This is a genomic window from Nocardiopsis sp. LOL_012, assembly GCF_048060475.1.
Classification (GTDB): domain Bacteria; phylum Actinomycetota; class Actinomycetes; order Streptosporangiales; family Streptosporangiaceae; genus Nocardiopsis.
Genome location: NZ_JBHMIV010000017.1, coordinates 85,739 through 100,278, shown reverse-complemented (window position 1 = coordinate 100,278; position 14,540 = coordinate 85,739). Strand labels below are relative to the sequence as shown.

Annotated in this window: 16 protein-coding genes; 15 read left to right on the top strand and 1 reads right to left on the bottom strand. The window is 71.6% G+C overall.

Annotated elements, in window-relative coordinates:
* Positions 1-75 precede the first annotated feature (75 nt).
* Positions 76-603 (bottom strand): inorganic diphosphatase, encoded by a 528-nt coding sequence (locus ACFHWE_RS13295; RefSeq protein ID WP_197024147.1) that lies wholly within the window; start codon positions 601-603, stop codon positions 76-78.
* A gap of 76 nt (positions 604-679) precedes the next feature.
* Here ACFHWE_RS13295 and dacB point away from each other — a divergent pair, with 76 nt between their 5' ends.
* The 15 genes from dacB to ACFHWE_RS13220 all read left to right on the top strand — a co-directional run bounded on the left by dacB (position 680) and on the right by ACFHWE_RS13220 (position 14,504).
* Entirely contained in the window at positions 680-2,050 is a 1,371-nt protein-coding gene (gene dacB, locus ACFHWE_RS13290) for a D-alanyl-D-alanine carboxypeptidase/D-alanyl-D-alanine-endopeptidase (protein ID WP_416601608.1), read from the top strand.
* A 101-nt stretch (positions 2,051-2,151) separates the two neighbouring features.
* Positions 2,152-3,228 carry a zinc-dependent metalloprotease gene (locus tag ACFHWE_RS13285; RefSeq protein WP_416601635.1) on the top strand — a complete coding sequence of 359 codons (1,077 nt, stop codon included), beginning with the start codon at positions 2,152-2,154 and terminating at the stop codon, positions 3,226-3,228.
* Positions 3,225-4,223 carry a tRNA lysidine(34) synthetase TilS gene (gene tilS, locus ACFHWE_RS13280; protein ID WP_416601607.1) on the top strand — a complete coding sequence of 333 codons (999 nt, stop codon included), beginning with the start codon at positions 3,225-3,227 and terminating at the stop codon, positions 4,221-4,223. The genes ACFHWE_RS13285 and tilS overlap by 4 nt, the downstream gene beginning before the upstream one ends.
* A gap of 91 nt (positions 4,224-4,314) precedes the next feature.
* Positions 4,315-4,869 (top strand): hypoxanthine phosphoribosyltransferase, encoded by a 555-nt coding sequence (gene hpt, locus ACFHWE_RS13275; protein ID WP_028646650.1) that lies wholly within the window; start codon positions 4,315-4,317, stop codon positions 4,867-4,869.
* A gap of 265 nt (positions 4,870-5,134) precedes the next feature.
* Positions 5,135-7,147 carry an ATP-dependent zinc metalloprotease FtsH gene (gene ftsH / locus ACFHWE_RS13270; RefSeq protein ID WP_416601604.1) on the top strand — a complete coding sequence of 671 codons (2,013 nt, stop codon included), beginning with the start codon at positions 5,135-5,137 and terminating at the stop codon, positions 7,145-7,147.
* Positions 7,144-7,749 (top strand): GTP cyclohydrolase I FolE, encoded by a 606-nt coding sequence (folE, locus tag ACFHWE_RS13265; protein ID WP_416601603.1) that lies wholly within the window; start codon positions 7,144-7,146, stop codon positions 7,747-7,749. The genes ftsH and folE overlap by 4 nt, the downstream gene beginning before the upstream one ends.
* 132 nt (positions 7,750-7,881) lie before the next feature.
* Positions 7,882-8,733: a dihydropteroate synthase gene (gene folP, locus ACFHWE_RS13260; RefSeq protein WP_416601602.1), complete on the top strand. Its 852-nt coding sequence runs from the start codon at positions 7,882-7,884 to the stop codon at positions 8,731-8,733.
* Positions 8,730-9,170 (top strand): nuclear transport factor 2 family protein, encoded by a 441-nt coding sequence (locus tag ACFHWE_RS13255; RefSeq protein WP_416601601.1) that lies wholly within the window; start codon positions 8,730-8,732, stop codon positions 9,168-9,170. Before folP ends, ACFHWE_RS13255 begins: the two co-directional genes overlap by 4 nt.
* Entirely contained in the window at positions 9,170-9,535 is a 366-nt protein-coding gene (gene folB, locus ACFHWE_RS13250; RefSeq protein WP_416601599.1) for a dihydroneopterin aldolase, read from the top strand. Before ACFHWE_RS13255 ends, folB begins: the two co-directional genes overlap by 1 nt.
* Positions 9,532-10,074, top strand: coding sequence for a 2-amino-4-hydroxy-6-hydroxymethyldihydropteridine diphosphokinase (gene folK, locus ACFHWE_RS13245; protein WP_416601597.1), 543 nt, complete (start codon positions 9,532-9,534; stop codon positions 10,072-10,074). The genes folB and folK overlap by 4 nt, the downstream gene beginning before the upstream one ends.
* On the top strand, positions 10,074-10,559 hold the full coding sequence (locus tag ACFHWE_RS13240; RefSeq protein ID WP_416601596.1) for a DUF3180 domain-containing protein: 486 nt from the start codon (positions 10,074-10,076) through the stop codon (positions 10,557-10,559). The genes folK and ACFHWE_RS13240 overlap by 1 nt, the downstream gene beginning before the upstream one ends.
* A gap of 258 nt (positions 10,560-10,817) precedes the next feature.
* A complete protein-coding gene (locus ACFHWE_RS13235) occupies positions 10,818-11,264 on the top strand; it encodes a PH domain-containing protein (protein WP_416601634.1) in 447 nt (148 codons plus the stop codon).
* A 128-nt stretch (positions 11,265-11,392) separates the two neighbouring features.
* Complete coding sequence (locus tag ACFHWE_RS13230) at positions 11,393-12,748, top strand: PH domain-containing protein (RefSeq protein ID WP_416601595.1); 1,356 nt, start codon at positions 11,393-11,395, stop codon at positions 12,746-12,748.
* A 245-nt stretch (positions 12,749-12,993) separates the two neighbouring features.
* On the top strand, positions 12,994-13,233 hold the full coding sequence (locus tag ACFHWE_RS13225) for a DUF320 domain-containing protein (RefSeq protein WP_416601593.1): 240 nt from the start codon (positions 12,994-12,996) through the stop codon (positions 13,231-13,233).
* Positions 13,234-13,619: 386 nt separating this feature from the next.
* Positions 13,620-14,504, top strand: a complete 885-nt coding sequence (locus ACFHWE_RS13220) for a Rossmann-like and DUF2520 domain-containing protein (RefSeq protein ID WP_416601591.1) — start codon at positions 13,620-13,622, stop codon at positions 14,502-14,504.
* Positions 14,505-14,540: the final 36 nt, after the last annotated feature.

The window sequence follows — 14,540 nt, the reverse complement described above, 5'->3', positions numbered from 1 at the left end:
CGGGCGCTCGCGGCAGGTACGGACACGACGACGGCCCGGGTTCCTCCGGGCCGTCGTCGAGCGGTGCGCCGACCCCTACTGGGAGTCGCCGGTGGTGATGTGGGAGGCGTCGCCGTGGCCGCCCTTCTCCTCGGCGCGCTTGATCGAGGCGATGATCTCCTGCTCCGCCTCGTGGCGCCCGGCCCAGTTGGCGCCCTCGACGGACTTGCCGGGCTCCAGGTCCTTGTAGACCGTGAAGAAGTGCTCGATCTCCAGGCGCTCGAACTCGTTCACGTGGTGAATGTCACGCAGGTGCTCCTGGCGCGGGTCCGTCGCCGGGACGCACAGCAGCTTGTCGTCGCCGCCCGCCTCGTCGCGCATCCGGAACATGCCGACGGCACGGCAGCGGATCAGGCAGCCCGGGAAGGTCGGGGCCTTGAGCAGTACGAGGGCGTCGAGCGGGTCGCCGTCCTCGCCGAGGGTGCCCTCGATGAAGCCGTAGTCCGTGGGATAGGTGGTGGAGGTGAACAGCATGCGGTCGAGACGGATACGACCTGTCTCGTGGTCCACCTCGTACTTGTTGCGCTCCCCTTTGGGGATCTCGATGGTGACGTCGAATTCCATGCTGATCTCGGCTCCCATTGCGACTAATGTCGCCATATAACTACTACGTCTGACCGCGACACCGAAGGAAGGGCAGGTGCCCCGGGTGCGACGGATACGAGGCGAGGCCTACTGCGCTCTGGCCCTGCTCAACGTGTTCGTGCTGGTGGCTGGTCTGGTCGCCCTCGATGTGATCGAGGCGCGACCGGCCCCGGCCGAGCCCAGTCCGGTCACGAACGCCGAGGGTGCGGCGGTGGCCGTCCCCGCGGCTTCGGCCCCGGCCGATCCGGCCAGGGTCGCGGACGCCCTCGATGATCCCATGTCCACCTCCGGGCTCGCGGAGGGCCTCTCCGGTTTCGTGGTCGACTCCGCGACCGGAGAGACGCTCTTCGAACTGGCTCCCGACACACCGGTCACGCCGGCGTCGACGACGAAGATCGCCACGGCGGTCACGGTCCTCACCGCTGTCGGCCCCGATCACGTGCTTGAGACCGAGGTGTTCCTCGATGCCGGGCCCGGCCGCGTGGTGCTGCGCGGCGCGGGTGACGCGACGCTGACCGTGTCCGCTGATTCCGCAGCCTACCCGCAGGTAGCGACGCTGGAGTCGCTCGCGGACCGCACCGCGCGGGCCCTCGCCGACCACGGACTGGACACGGTGTCCGTCGGCTACGACGACACGCTCTTCACCGGACCCGACACGGCGCCGGGGTGGAAGCCCAACTACGTCACCGAGGGCAGCACCGCCACCGTCCACGCGCTGATGATCGACTCCGGCCGCTACTCCCCCGAGGCGCGCGGCTACGGTTCACGCGTTCCGGACCCGCCCCTGTTCGCGGCCCGGGCCTTCGCGGAGCAGTTGGAGGAGGCCGGGGTGGTCGTCGAGGGCACCCCCGCCCCAGCCGAGGCCACCGGGGAACCTGTGGCCGTCGAGGAGTCCCCGCCGGTGTCCGCGCTCGTGGAGCACATGCTGCTGGCCAGCGACAACAACATGGCCGAGGCGCTCGGCCGGATCGCCGCACTGGGGACCGGACATGAGGCCTCCTTCACCGGCGCAGCCGAGGCCACCCACCGTGTGATGGAGGACCTGGGCGTCAACGGTGTCCGGCTCTCCGACAACAGCGGGCTCAGCACCGAGAACCTCATCTCCCCCCGGGCACTGGTGAAGCTGCTCCGGGCCGCCTCGGACTCGGAGAACGAGCACCTGAGCGCGGCCGTGTCGGGCCTGCCCACCGCGCACTCCACGGGAACCCTGGCGGGCCGCTACTCGGCGTACTCCACCTCCCACGACGCCGCCGGCCTGGTGCGCGGCAAGACCGGCACCCTGAACGGGGTGAGCACCCTCGCCGGGACCGTCCGCGACCAGGAGGGGAACACGTTCCTCTTCGCCTTCATGGCCAACACGCCCTCCGCCTCCGGCCCCCGGCTGGACACCCTCGCCGCCGAGCTGAGCCGCTGCGGCTGCTCCTGAGGACCCCGGGACGGCATGGGGGACCTCCCGGGTCCTTCCCCGAATTCGTCCGCCGATCCCCGTGCCCTCCGGCGCCCCGTGGGTAGGCTGGCCGTGTGACTGTGATCGACTGGGACGTAGCCGTCAGCACCGGTGTCCGCCTCGTGCGGCCCGGACCCCAGGTGGACCTGCGCGACGCGCGGGAAGCCGTGGCGCAGTTGCGCGACCTCTCCGGCGCGGCCGCCGGGCACGTGCGCGACTTCACCGGGATGAACCCCCTCGAACCGGCCGGTCCGGCGGTCGTCGTCGACCGGCCAGGATGGATCCGGGCCAACGTCGACGGCTTCCGGACGGTGATCGAACCCGTCCTGGAGCAGATGGCCTCCGAGCGCCTCGGCAACGCCCCCGTGGCCGACCTCTCCGCCATCGGCTCCCGGATCACCGGTGTGCAGTTGGGCGCGGTCCTGGCCTACCTCGCCGGGAAGGTCCTCGGGCAGTACGAACTCTTCCTGCCCCCGGACCCGGACGGCAGGACCCCCACCGGGCGGCTCACCCTGGTGGCGCCCAACATCGTCGCCGCCGAACGCGAGATGGACGTCGACCCCCGTGACTTCCGCCTGTGGGTGTGCCTGCACGAGGAGACCCACCGCATGCAGTTCACGGCCACGCCGTGGCTGCGCGCCCACGTCCAGGACCTGATGCGCGAACTGCTGCTGTCGTCGGAGATGGACGCCTCCGACCTCATCGCCCGCCTGCGCGCCGCGGGCGAGGCCGTCGCCGACGCCGTGCGCGGCGGCGACTCCAATCTTCTGACCGCCTTCCAGAGCCCCGAGCAGAGCGAGATCATGGACCGCGTCACCGCGGTCATGAGCCTGGCCGAGGGACACGGCGACTTCGTCATGGACGCCGTCGGACCCGACGTCGTGCCGAGTGTGGAGCGCATCCGCGCCCGTTTCCGGAAACGGCGCGAGGCGGCCAACCCGCTGGACCGGATCATGCGCCAGCTCCTGGGCATGGACATGAAGATGCGCCAGTACGAGGAGGGCGCCGCGTTCGTCTCAGCGGTGGTCGCCCAGGTCGGCATGCCCGCGTTCAACAAGGTGTGGACCTCGCCGGAGACGCTGCCCACCCTGGCCGAGATCCGCGACCCGAACGCGTGGATCGAGCGGGTCGTGCGCCCCGCCGCCATCACCGAGTGAGCGGACCGCCCCCCGAGGTGGCCGCGGTGCGCTCGGCGGTCCGGCGGGCGCTGTGCACCCTGCCCGAGGACGCCACCGTGCTGGTGGCGTGCAGCGGCGGTGCCGACTCCCTGGCCCTGGCCGGGGCGGTGGCCTTCGAAGCGCCGCGTCTGGGCCTGGCGGCCGGGGCGGTCACCGTGGACCACGGGCTCCAGGAGGGGTCGGCGGAGCGGGCCAAGGCCGTGGCGGGCGTGCTGCGCGGTCTGGGCCTGGCGCCCGTCGCGGTCCGCCGGGTGGAGGTCGCCGGGCACGGCGGCCCCGAGGCGGCGGCCCGGCGAGCACGCTACGGGGCTCTCGACGCCGTCGCCGCCGACCACGGCGTCGTGTTGCTCGGCCACACACTCGACGACCAGGCCGAGACCGTCCTGCTCGGGCTCGCACGCGGTTCGGGTGCCCGTTCCCTGTCCGGAATGGCCGCGCGGACCGGGCGCTACCTGCGCCCCTTCCTCGAACTGGAGCGCGCCACCGTGCGCGCCGCCTGTGAGCGCATGGGGCTGGACGCCTGGGAGGACCCCCACAACACCGACCCGCGCTACGCCCGTTCGCGGGTACGCCACGAGGCGCTGCCCGCGCTGGAGCGCGCACTCGGCCCGGGGATCGCCGGGGCCCTGGCCCGGACGGCGGCCCTGCTCCGCCAGGACGCCGACACACTCGATGCGCTGGCCGCCGACCTGTACGCCGATGCCGGGGACGCTTCGGAGGCACCCGTGGACGGAACGCGGAGCGCAGGGCCGGTGCTCCGGGCGGAGCCGCTCGACGAGGCCCCCGCCTCCCTGCGCACCCGGGTCCTGCGCCGCGCCGCACTGGAGGCGGGCTGCCCGCCCAGCGCCCTCACCGCCCGGCACGTACGCGAGGTCGAACGGCTGGTCACCGAGTGGCGTGGCCAGTCCCACATCGATCTCCCGGGCGGGGTGCGGGCCCGCCGTGCCGGCAAGCGTGTGCGCTTCGAGCGGTGACCCGAGCGGGTTTCCTCGCTGTTCGCGGCCGTGTCCGGCACGTCTATCCTGGGTGCCGCACACGGGGAACCCAGCAGCGAGGACAGTGAGCGTGGACGCTAACGACATGGGCAGCGATCTTGAGAAGATCCTGGTCACCGAGGAAGAGATCAAGACGCGCCTCGCGGAGCTGGGGGAGCGTATCGACGCCGACTACGAGGGCAGGGACCTGCTCATCGTCGGTGTGCTCAAGGGGGCGGTCATGGTGATGGCCGACCTGGCGCGGGTCCTGCACAGACCGGTCTCCATGGACTGGATGGCGGTCTCCTCCTACGGTGCCGGGACCACCTCGTCGGGGGTGGTGCGCATCCTCAAGGACCTGGAGACCGACATCAAGGACCGCGACGTCCTGATCGTCGAGGACGTCATCGACTCCGGCCTCACGCTGTCGTGGCTGGTGGGCAACCTCAAGTCCCGCGGCCCCCGTTCGGTGGAGATCTGCACGATGGTCCGCAAACCGCTGGCCTTCGAGGTCGACCTCGACGTCAGGTACATCGGGTTCGACCTGCCCAACGAGTTCATCATCGGCTACGGGCTGGACTACGCGGAGAAGTACCGGAACCTGCCGTTCATCGGCACCCTCGCCCCGCACGTCTACAAGGACTGAGCCCGCGGGGCCGTCCCCCGGCGGACGTGTGCCCTGCCGGGCACGGGGATCCGGGAACAACGGCCCGGTCTCCGGTCGTTCGTTCTCATGACGGCCCGCCGGTGGTAGGGACCCGAGCGGTGTGCCCGCTCCGGGGGGCGAGGTGTACCGTCGATTATCCCGGCGTGATCGCAGGGAGCACGTGTCCGATTGGTCCTGCTTCGGAAAGTTCTCTGGGGCGGGGCGGCCTGGTCAGGAGGGACGGACCCGTCAGGGTTCCGCTCACATGAATCTGAAGCGTTTTTTCCGAGGCCCGTGGATCTGGATCCTGGCTGTCACCCTCATGCTCATCATCGGCTTCAGGGTGTTCGACATCGGCGGGGGGCCGCAACCCGAGCCGACCGACATCTCGACCGTGTACCAGCACATCGAGCGGGACGAGGTCGAGAGCGCGGAGATCATCGACAACGACCAGCGGATCCTGGTGACCACGACCGACGGGGACATCCTGGAGGCCTACTGGGTCGAGAACCAGGGCATGCAGCTCGCCGACCTGCTCCAGGAGCAGGCCGACGCCGAGGACGGCAACCTGGAGTCCTACAAGGTCTCGGTCGCCACCACACCCGTGTGGGCCTCCGCACTCTTCAGCTTCCTGCCGCTCATCCTCATCATCGCCATCTTCTGGTTCATCTTCAGCCAGATGCAGGGTGGCGGCTCGCGTGTGATGAACTTTGGCAAGTCCAAGGCCAAGCTCATCACCAAGGACACCCCGAAGAACACCTTCACCGACGTCGCCGGAGCGGACGAGGCGATCGAGGAGCTCCACGAGATCAAGGAGTTCCTGGAGAACCCGGCCAAGTTCCAGGCCATGGGCGCGAAGATCCCCAAGGGCGTACTGCTCATGGGCCCGCCCGGGACCGGTAAGACCCTGCTGGCGCGCGCCGTCGCGGGTGAGGCCGGGGTGCCGTTCTACTCCATCTCCGGCTCCGACTTCGTCGAGATGTTCGTCGGCGTGGGCGCCTCCCGGGTGCGCGACCTCTTCGAACAGGCCAAGGCGAACGCCCCCGCGATCATCTTCATCGACGAGATCGACGCGGTGGGGCGCCACCGCGGCGCCGGCATGGGCGGCGGCCACGACGAGCGAGAGCAGACCCTCAACCAGATGCTGGTCGAGATGGACGGCTTCGACGTCAAGGGCGGCGTGATCCTCATCGCCGCCACCAACCGCCCCGACATCCTCGACCCCGCGCTGCTGCGCCCGGGCCGCTTCGACCGCCAGGTCGTCGTCGACCGCCCCGACATGGACGGCCGCCGCGACATCCTCAAGGTCCACGCCAAGGGCAAGCCGATGGCCGAGGACGTCGACTTCAACGTCATCGCCCGCCAGACCGCCGGGATGACCGGCGCCGACCTGGCCAACGTCATCAACGAGGGCGCGCTGCTGTCGGCCCGCGCAGACGACAAGGTCATCACCCACGCCACCCTGGAGGAGGCGATCGAGCGGGTCATGGCCGGCCCGGAGCGCAAGACCCGGGTGATGTCCGACGAGGAGAAGAAGGTCATCGCCTACCACGAGGGCGGCCACGCCCTGGTGGGCCACGCCCTGCCCAACGCCGACCCCGTCCACAAGATCACGATCCTGCCGCGCGGCCGTGCGCTCGGCTACACCATGTCGGTGCCCACCGAGGACAAGTTCCTCACCTCCCGGTCGCAGATGATGGACCAGCTCGCCATGATGCTCGGCGGACGCGCCGCCGAGGAGCTGGTCTTCCACGAGCCCACCACGGGTGCCGGCAACGACATCGACAAGGCCACCAGTCTGGCCCGCAACATGGTCACCGAGTACGGCATGAGCGAGCGCCTGGGCGCGCGCAAGTTCGGCTCCGCCAGCACCGAGCCCTTCCTGGGCCGCGAGATGGCACACGCCCGCGAGTACTCCGAGGAGATCGCCTCCGTCATCGACGAGGAGGTGCGGCGCCTCATCGAGTCCGCGCACGACGAGGCCTACGAGGTCCTCGTCGAGTACCGGGACGTCCTCGACGACCTGGTCGTGGCCCTGCTGGAGAAGGAGACGCTCACCAAGGACCAGGTGTTGGAGATCTTCGCCCCGGTCCGCAAGCGGCCCTCGCGCGGCTCCTACACCGGCTACGGCAAGCGCAGGCCCTCCGAGCGGCCCCCGGTGCTCTCCAAGAAGGAGCTCGCCGAGGCCGACGGCCCGGAGGCCGCTGAGGAGGCCGCGCACGCCAACGGACGGCTGCCGGAGACCGCGTCCACACGCGGAGAGGGTGATGAGGGTTGAGCGAGACCTCGGAGCAGGAAAGACCTTCCAGGACCATCGACCGCCTGCGCATCGAGCGCGCCGTGCGCGAGATCCTCATCGCCATCGGAGAGGACCCGGACCGGGACGGGCTCCGCAAGACCCCCGAGCGGGTCGCCCGGGCCTACGAGGAGCAGTTCTCCGGCCTGGGACAGAAGCCCGGCGACGCGCTCACCACGGTGTTCGAGGCCGAGCACGAGGAGATGGTCCTGGTCAAGGACATCGAGCTGTACTCCACCTGTGAGCACCACCTGGTCCCGTTCTACGGCGTGGCGCACGTGGGCTACATCCCCGGTGCCGACGGCCGGATCACCGGACTCAGCAAACTCGCCCGGCTCGTGGACGTGTACGCGCGCCGCCCGCAGGTCCAGGAGCGCCTCACCGGCCAGGTGTCCGACGCCATCATGGACCACCTCCAGCCGCGCGGCGTCATCGTGGTGGTGGAGGCCGAGCACCTGTGCATGACCATGCGCGGGGTCCGCAAGCCCGGCGCCAAGACGGTGACCTCCGCGGTGCGCGGGATCTTCCGCAGCAGCGACCGCACGCGCGCCGAGGCGATGAGCCTGATCCTCGACCGCCGCTGAGCCCGCTCCCGCACCCCGTCGGGTCCCCGGGGCGTCGGCGTGTCCGGGGCCGGGCGGCCGGGACATAGGGTGATCCGTATGGGGCCGAAACAGACAGTTCCGGGCCTGCCCGACCGAGGGCGGTGTCTGGTCATGGGGGTCGTCAACGTCACACCGGACTCCTTCTCGGACGGTGGCGCCTGGTTCGATACCGAGCGTGCCGTCCGGCACGGGCTGGACCTGGTGCGCGAGGGCGCCGACATCGTCGACGTCGGCGGGGAGTCGACCAGGCCCGGGGCCCAGCGGGTCTCTGCGGAGGAGGAACTGCGCAGGGTCGAACCGGTCGTGCGCGAACTCGCCGCGCACGGCGTCGCGGTCAGCGTGGACACCATGCGGGCCGAGGTCGCCGAGCGCGCGGTCGACGCGGGGGCGGTACTGGTCAACGACGTCAGCGGCGGACTCGCCGACCCGGCGATGGCCCGACTCGTGGCCTCTTCCGGTGTCGCCTACGTGTTGATGCACTGGCGTGGGCATAGTCATGACATGCAGAGCCGTGCCGTGTACACGGATGTCGTCCAGGAGGTCCTCGATGAGCTCCGCGACCGTATGGAGGCCATGATCAGTGCAGGTGTCGACCCGGGCCAGATCGTCCTGGACCCGGGGCTGGGATTCTCGAAGGTCCCCGAACAGGGGCACAACTGGGCGCTGCTCCAGGAGCTCGCCCGGTTCCACGGACTGGGCCGCCCGGTGCTCGTGGCGGGGTCCCGCAAGCGTTTCCTGAGCCGACTGCTCGGCGGCGCCGAAGGGGACAGGCCCTTCACCGAGTGCGACGCCGCGACCGCCGCCGTCACCACCCTGGCCGCCCACCAGGGCGCCTGGGCCGTGCGCGTCCACGACGTGCGCCCCAATGCCGACGCGGTGCGCGTGGCCGCCGCCTGGTCCGCCGGGGGGCGGGGCCTCGACGCGGCGGGACGAGCCGAGCCGCTGGACCGGGGTCGCCCGTGAAGTCCCGCCAGGAGGTCATGGAGCGCGTCGCCGAGGCGAACGCGCAGTTCTACAGCGCCATCGAGAACGGCGACATCGACCTGATGCAGAGCGTGTGGGCCGACGAGCACGAGGCCCCCGACCTGGTGTGCGTGAACCCCGGCTGGCCCCTGTTGCGGGGGCGTGCCGAGATCATGCGGGCCTGGTCGCTGGTCATGGCCAACGTCACCTACATCCAGTACGTGCTGACCGAGACCCACATCGGGGTCGGCGGCGACATCGCCATGGTGACGTGTGAGGAGAACGTCCTGACGGCGGAGGACGACAGCACCGGGTTCGTCGCCGGCGGGAAGGTGGTCACCACCAACCTCTTCGTCGACACCGGAGAGGGGTGGCGGCTGTGGTCGCACCACGCCTCGCCGGTGCTCATGGACGACGAGGGTGAGGACGGGGACTGATGCCCGACCGCATCGCGCTCCGGGGCCTGCGGGCCCGCGGCCACCACGGGGTGTTCGGCTTCGAGCGCCGGGAGGGGCAGGACTTCGTGGTCGACGCGGTGCTGCGCGTGGACACCGCGCCTGCCGCGGCCAGCGACGACGTCGGCGACACCGTCCACTACGGTGAGCTGGCCGAGGACCTCGTGGCGGTCGTGGAGGGGGAGCCGGTGCACCTCATCGAGACCCTTGCCGAGCGGCTGGCGGCCGTGTGCACGGCCCACCCGCTGGTTGAGGGGGTGGAGCTGACGGTGCACAAGCCCTCGGCCCCCATCCCCCACGAGTTCGCGGACGTGTCGGTGACCGTGCTGCGGGGGGAGCGGCCGTGACGGCCGTCCGCGCAGTCCTGTCCCTGGGCTCCAACCTGGGGGACCGCCAGGCCGCCCTCCAGGGCGCCGTGGACGTGCTGCTGGAGGGCGGTGGAGCGCCGGTTCCGGTCGCCGTGTCCCCGGTCTACGAGACGGCCCCCGTGGGCGGGCCAGAGCAGGGGGCGTTCCTCAACGCGGTGCTGGTTGTGGACGCCGTCGGCGGCGCACGGGCGCTGCTGCGGCGCGCGCAGGCCGCCGAACGGGCCTTGGAACGGGTCCGCGGGGTCCGGTGGGGGCCGCGTACCCTCGACGTGGACGTCATCGCGTTCGGGGACGAGCGGGACGACGCCCCGGAACTCACCCTCCCGCACCCGCGTGCCCACCTTCGGGCGTTCGTGCTGAGGCCGTGGCTGGACGCCGACCCCGCCGCGGTGCTGCCCGGCCGGGGTCCGGTCGCCGATCTGCTCTCCGCCGTACTGTCGGCGGACACTTCGGGGGAACAGGAACTGCACCTCCGCGACGACCTGGAACTGCGGCTTCCGGAGGGGACGGGACACTGATGCCGGAGGAGGACGAGGGGCGGCTCCGCCCGACCGGGTGGCGGCTCCCCCTGGCGCTGGCTGTCTGCGGAGCGGTACTGGGCTGGCTCGTCACCGACGCCCTCAGGGCGCTGCCGCCGCTGCCGTGGACGGCCATCCCCACGCTGACGCTGTTGGCGCTGGCGGAGGCGTTCACGGCCAGGCGTACCCGCAGGCGCATTCGAAGGGAGCCCGGGACCGAACCGGTGCCCCCGATCAGCGCGGCGCGCCTGGTCGCGCTGGCCAAGGCCAGTGCCCTGTTCTCGGCGCTGGCGGCGGGCTTCTTCCTGGGCATGGCGCTGGAGGTCTCCCCGATGCTGGAGCTTCCCGGCCACCGTGAGGTGTTCCTGACGGCCCTGGGGACGTCGGTCTCCGCCGCCCTGCTGCTCGGCGCGGCGCTCTGGCTGGAGTTCGCGTGCCGGGTGCCCGATGACGGCCGCGGGGAGGACCCGCCGGGCGCGGTCTGAACCCCGGACCGGTCCCCACGGGCTGCGCCGCAGGCTCTCGGTTGAGGGTGGTGGAGGGTGACGGGGAGTTTGGCGGAGCCGCAGGCTCTCGGTTGAGGGTGGTGGAGGGTGACGGGCGGGCCGGTCCGGCCGACCCCCGCCCGACAATGGTTGACTGGGTCCGTGGAGACCAGCAGCCCTACACCGCCTCCGGACAGCCCCGGACCCCGACCGCTCGCCGCGGCGTTCGGCCCGCCGGAGGGCGTCGAGTGGCAGCGGGTGTCCCCCGCCCTGGCCGTGTACCGCAGGCTGGTCCTGGCCGCGCTGTGCCTGGTCGGGGGCGGCGTCGTCGCAGTTCTGGCCTACGCCTGGACCGGTCCGGTGTGGGCTTCCGTGTCGGGTGCCGCGGCGCTGTCGGCGCTCGTGTGCGGATGGTTCCTCGCCGGGCGCTTCCAGCGGTCGTGGGGGTACGCCGAGGCGCCCGAGGAGTTCTACACCACCTACGGGGTGCTCGTCCGGCAGATGATGGTGGTCCCCTACGGCCGTATGCAGGTGGTGGACGTCACCTCGGACCTACTGGAGCAGGCCCTGGGCCTGGCCACCGTCCGGGTGCGCACGGCCGCGAGCACGGCCGACACTCGTGTGGTCGGGCTCGGGCTGGAGGAGGCGGCCCGGTTGCGCGACCGTCTCGCGGCACGCAGTGAGAGCTTCTCGACGGGATTGTAGTGAACGGACCGATCCGGCCTCCGGGGCCCTTCCAGCCGCCGCACCGGCCTCCGCAGCCGCCGGGGTGGGGCCGCCCGCCCGTGCCGCCGCCTCCGGGTACCGTGCCCGCAGGGCCGGGGGCGGTCGCGGTGCCGTACGCGGGTCCGCGTTCGCAGCCCGTGCGGCGCCCCCGCCCGGAGGACGACGTCACCGCGGGCGTGTTCCGGCCCCACTGGTCGATCGTCCCGGCCCAGGTGGCCGTGGTGACCCTGGTGTTCGTGGCGCTCGGCGGTCCGATCCTGCTCACTTTCGGGGTGTCGTGGGTCCTGCTGCTGGTGATCGCGGTCGTCTCCGGTACGTTCGCCTACGCCCTGCCTGCCTGGTGGTACGGCACCTTCGGCCTGCGCGAGGACCATCTGGTGGTCCACACTGGACTGGTGATGCGCGAGTCGCGGGAGGTGCCGCTGAGTCGGCTCCAGGCCGTCGACGTGGTCCAGCCGCTGCTGATGCAGGTGTTCGGTCTGGCCGATCTGCGGATCGAACTGGCGGGCGGCGACGGGACCGCGATCCGCCTGAGGTTCCTGAACCGCCGGTTCGCGGAGCGGTTCAGGGCCGCGGCGCTCGCGTACGCGGCCGGGCTTCCCGGACGTGCGCCGGAGGCCCCCGAGTGGCCGTTCTACCGGTTGCCGTTCCTGCTCCTGCTGGGGGCGCTGACCTTCCGGGTACCGGTCCTGCTCGCTCTGGTCGCGCTGTTCATGCTGGCCACGGCGGGTGTCGTCTTCTTCGAACCCGGGGTGGCGGGTGCGATCGTGCCGCTGGTCCTGGGGCTGATCCGCTACTACTGGGGCCCTCTGGTCCGCTATACGGACTACTACGCCTCGCTCTCCTCCGACGGGCTGCGGCTGCGGTACGGCATGTTCCAGCGGCGCATGCAGACGGTGCCTCCGGGGCGCGTGCAGGCGGTCCGGGTCGTGGAGCCGCTGCTGTGGCGTGTCCTGGGGGTGGCGCGGGTCGAGGCCAACGTGGCGGGGTACGCGGGTGCCCGCCAGGGGGACTCGGCCGCCCTGCTGCCGGTGGCTCCGCGGCACAAGGCCTTCGCCCTGGTGGGCGAACTCTTCCCCGACGCTGAACCGGCCCTGGTACCGCTGGACTCCGACCGGCGCTGGGCGCCGCGGTCGGCAGGTGTCGACGCGCGACTGTTCGTCGGCGCGCACGGCCTGTTCTGCAAGGTGACGGAGATCGTTCCGGTGGAGCGTGTGCAGTCCCTGCGCCTAGTGGCGGGGCCGCTGTCGCCGCTCACGGGCCGGGTCTCTTTCGAGGTGGACACGCCTCCGGGGCCGGTGCGGGCGCGGACGCGCGGCCGGACGGCGCGTGAGGGTCGCGCTCTGCTGGATTCCCTGGTGGACTTCGGTAGGAGGGCGCGGGTACCCGAGGCGGGGACGGAGCGGTGGGAGACGCGGTCGACGCTGGGCCCCCGGGGGTGGGGCGGGGACACACCCGAGTGACGGTTGTGGCCTTGGTCACATGAGGGCCGGGGGTCTCTCCCCGTTGTCCGTTGCATAACGGATATGTCCGATGACTCTTGGAGATATTTCCTGGTCATGTCCGCGACAATTCTGCGATTCCGGTCTGCGCGGGGCCGCCGAGTATGGCTAAATGGTCTCCGAACACGGCGAGTGTTCACTGACATACACATCGTCAACGATTTGATCCGGTTGGCGCCCCCGCCAGCCGGTGACGGGAGACATTCATGCTGAAGAAGGCCTTCGCCACCGGTGCCGTCGTTGCCGCTGCCGCCGGTGCCCTGCTCACGGGTTCCCCGGCCATGGCCGACGACAACATCCTCACGTCTGGCAACGGTTCCATCCTCGGTGGCAACCAGCTCGTGGCCGACGTGAACATTCCGGTCAACGTCTGCGGCAACGGCATCGCCATCCTCGGTGTGGCCGGCGGTAGCTGCGTCGACTCCGGTGCCAAGGTCTTCGAGTAAGGAGCCGGGGCACCGCGGGCCCGCCCGGGGAGAGGGTGTCCGGCGGGGAGGCGTCCCGGCCGATTCGCCCCGAACGGGTCCGTAGCACCAAGCCTGGAGGGTGCCGTTCCGCGACCAGCGGAGCGGCACCCTTTCCTGTGTCCGTAAGTGCCCCCGAAACCGAGACCGGAACCCCGGCCCCCGTGCCCCGGCGTACACGCCCGGGGTGCCCGGGTGGGCAAGCGCCCCGGACCGCCGACGCGGGTGAGAGCACGGAGGGGCACGGCGCATGGAGACGACGCGGGGCCGACCTGCGGTCCGTCGCACCGGGACGGCTATCGTGTGCTCAGGCGCCACGGAAGACCGCGGGGCGCCGACGCGGGTGAGAGCACGGAGGGGCACGGCGCATGGAGACGACGCAGGGCCGACCGGCGCGGCTTCGGGTCGGTGTCATCGGTCCCGGCCGGGTCGGCTCCGTCCTCGCCCAGGCACTGGGCCGCGCCGGGCACGAGGTCGTCGCCACCACCGCGGTCTCCGACTCCTCCAGGGCCAACGCCGCCTCCCGCCTGCCGACCGCGCGTGTCCTCGAAGCCCCCCAGGTCGTGGCCGCCAGCGACCTCGTCCTCCTGACCGTCCCCGACGACGCGCTGCCCGACCTCGTCGAGGGCCTCGCAGCCACCGGCACCCACCTGCGCGGCACCCTCCTCGTCCACGCCAGCGGCGCCCACGGCCACGGCATCCTCGCCCCCGCCACGCTCGTCGGAGCGCTGCCCCTGGCCCTGCACCCGGCCATGACCTTCACCGGCCGCGACGAGGACATCGAACGCCTCCCGAACTGCGCCTTCGGCGTCACCGCCCCCGACCAACTGCGCCCCATCGCCGAAGCCCTCGTCGTGGAGATGGGGGCCGAGCCCGTGTGGATCACCGAGGACAAGCGCACCCTCTACCACGCGGCCCTGGCCGGAGGCGCCAACCACCTGGTCACCCTCGTCTCCGAGAGCGCCTCCCTGCTCTCCGCCGCCGGGGTGCCCGAACCGGGTCGGATGCTCGCCCCCATGCTCAGCGCCGCCCTCGACAACGCGCTGCGCCTGGGCATCCACGGCCTGAGCGGGCCGGTCCTGCGCGGCGACGCCGGAACCGTCGCCGGGCACATCGAGCAACTGCGCGAGAACGCCCCGGAGAGCGTCGCCAGCTATGTCGAACTGGCCCGGCTCACCGCGGACCGCGCCCTCAACGCCGGGATGCTCAAACCCGAGGACGCCGCGCGGCTGCTCGACGTCCTCCGGCGCTGAGCACCCGCACGGATCCGAAGGACCGGACGACACGGG

Excerpts from the sequence above, each read along its gene's own strand:
- ACFHWE_RS13295 (WP_197024147.1), bottom strand. The coding sequence starts at position 603 with ATGGAATTCGACGTCACCATCGAGATCCCCAAAGGGGAGCGCAACAAG.
- ftsH (WP_416601604.1), top strand. The coding sequence starts at position 5,135 with ATGAATCTGAAGCGTTTTTTCCGAGGCCCGTGGATCTGGATCCTGGCT.
- folP (WP_416601602.1), top strand. The coding sequence starts at position 7,882 with ATGGGGGTCGTCAACGTCACACCGGACTCCTTCTCGGACGGTGGCGCC.
- folB (WP_416601599.1), top strand. The coding sequence starts at position 9,170 with ATGCCCGACCGCATCGCGCTCCGGGGCCTGCGGGCCCGCGGCCACCAC.
- ACFHWE_RS13240 (WP_416601596.1), top strand. The coding sequence starts at position 10,074 with ATGCCGGAGGAGGACGAGGGGCGGCTCCGCCCGACCGGGTGGCGGCTC.
- ACFHWE_RS13225 (WP_416601593.1), top strand. The coding sequence starts at position 12,994 with ATGCTGAAGAAGGCCTTCGCCACCGGTGCCGTCGTTGCCGCTGCCGCC.
- ACFHWE_RS13220 (WP_416601591.1), top strand. The coding sequence starts at position 13,620 with ATGGAGACGACGCAGGGCCGACCGGCGCGGCTTCGGGTCGGTGTCATC.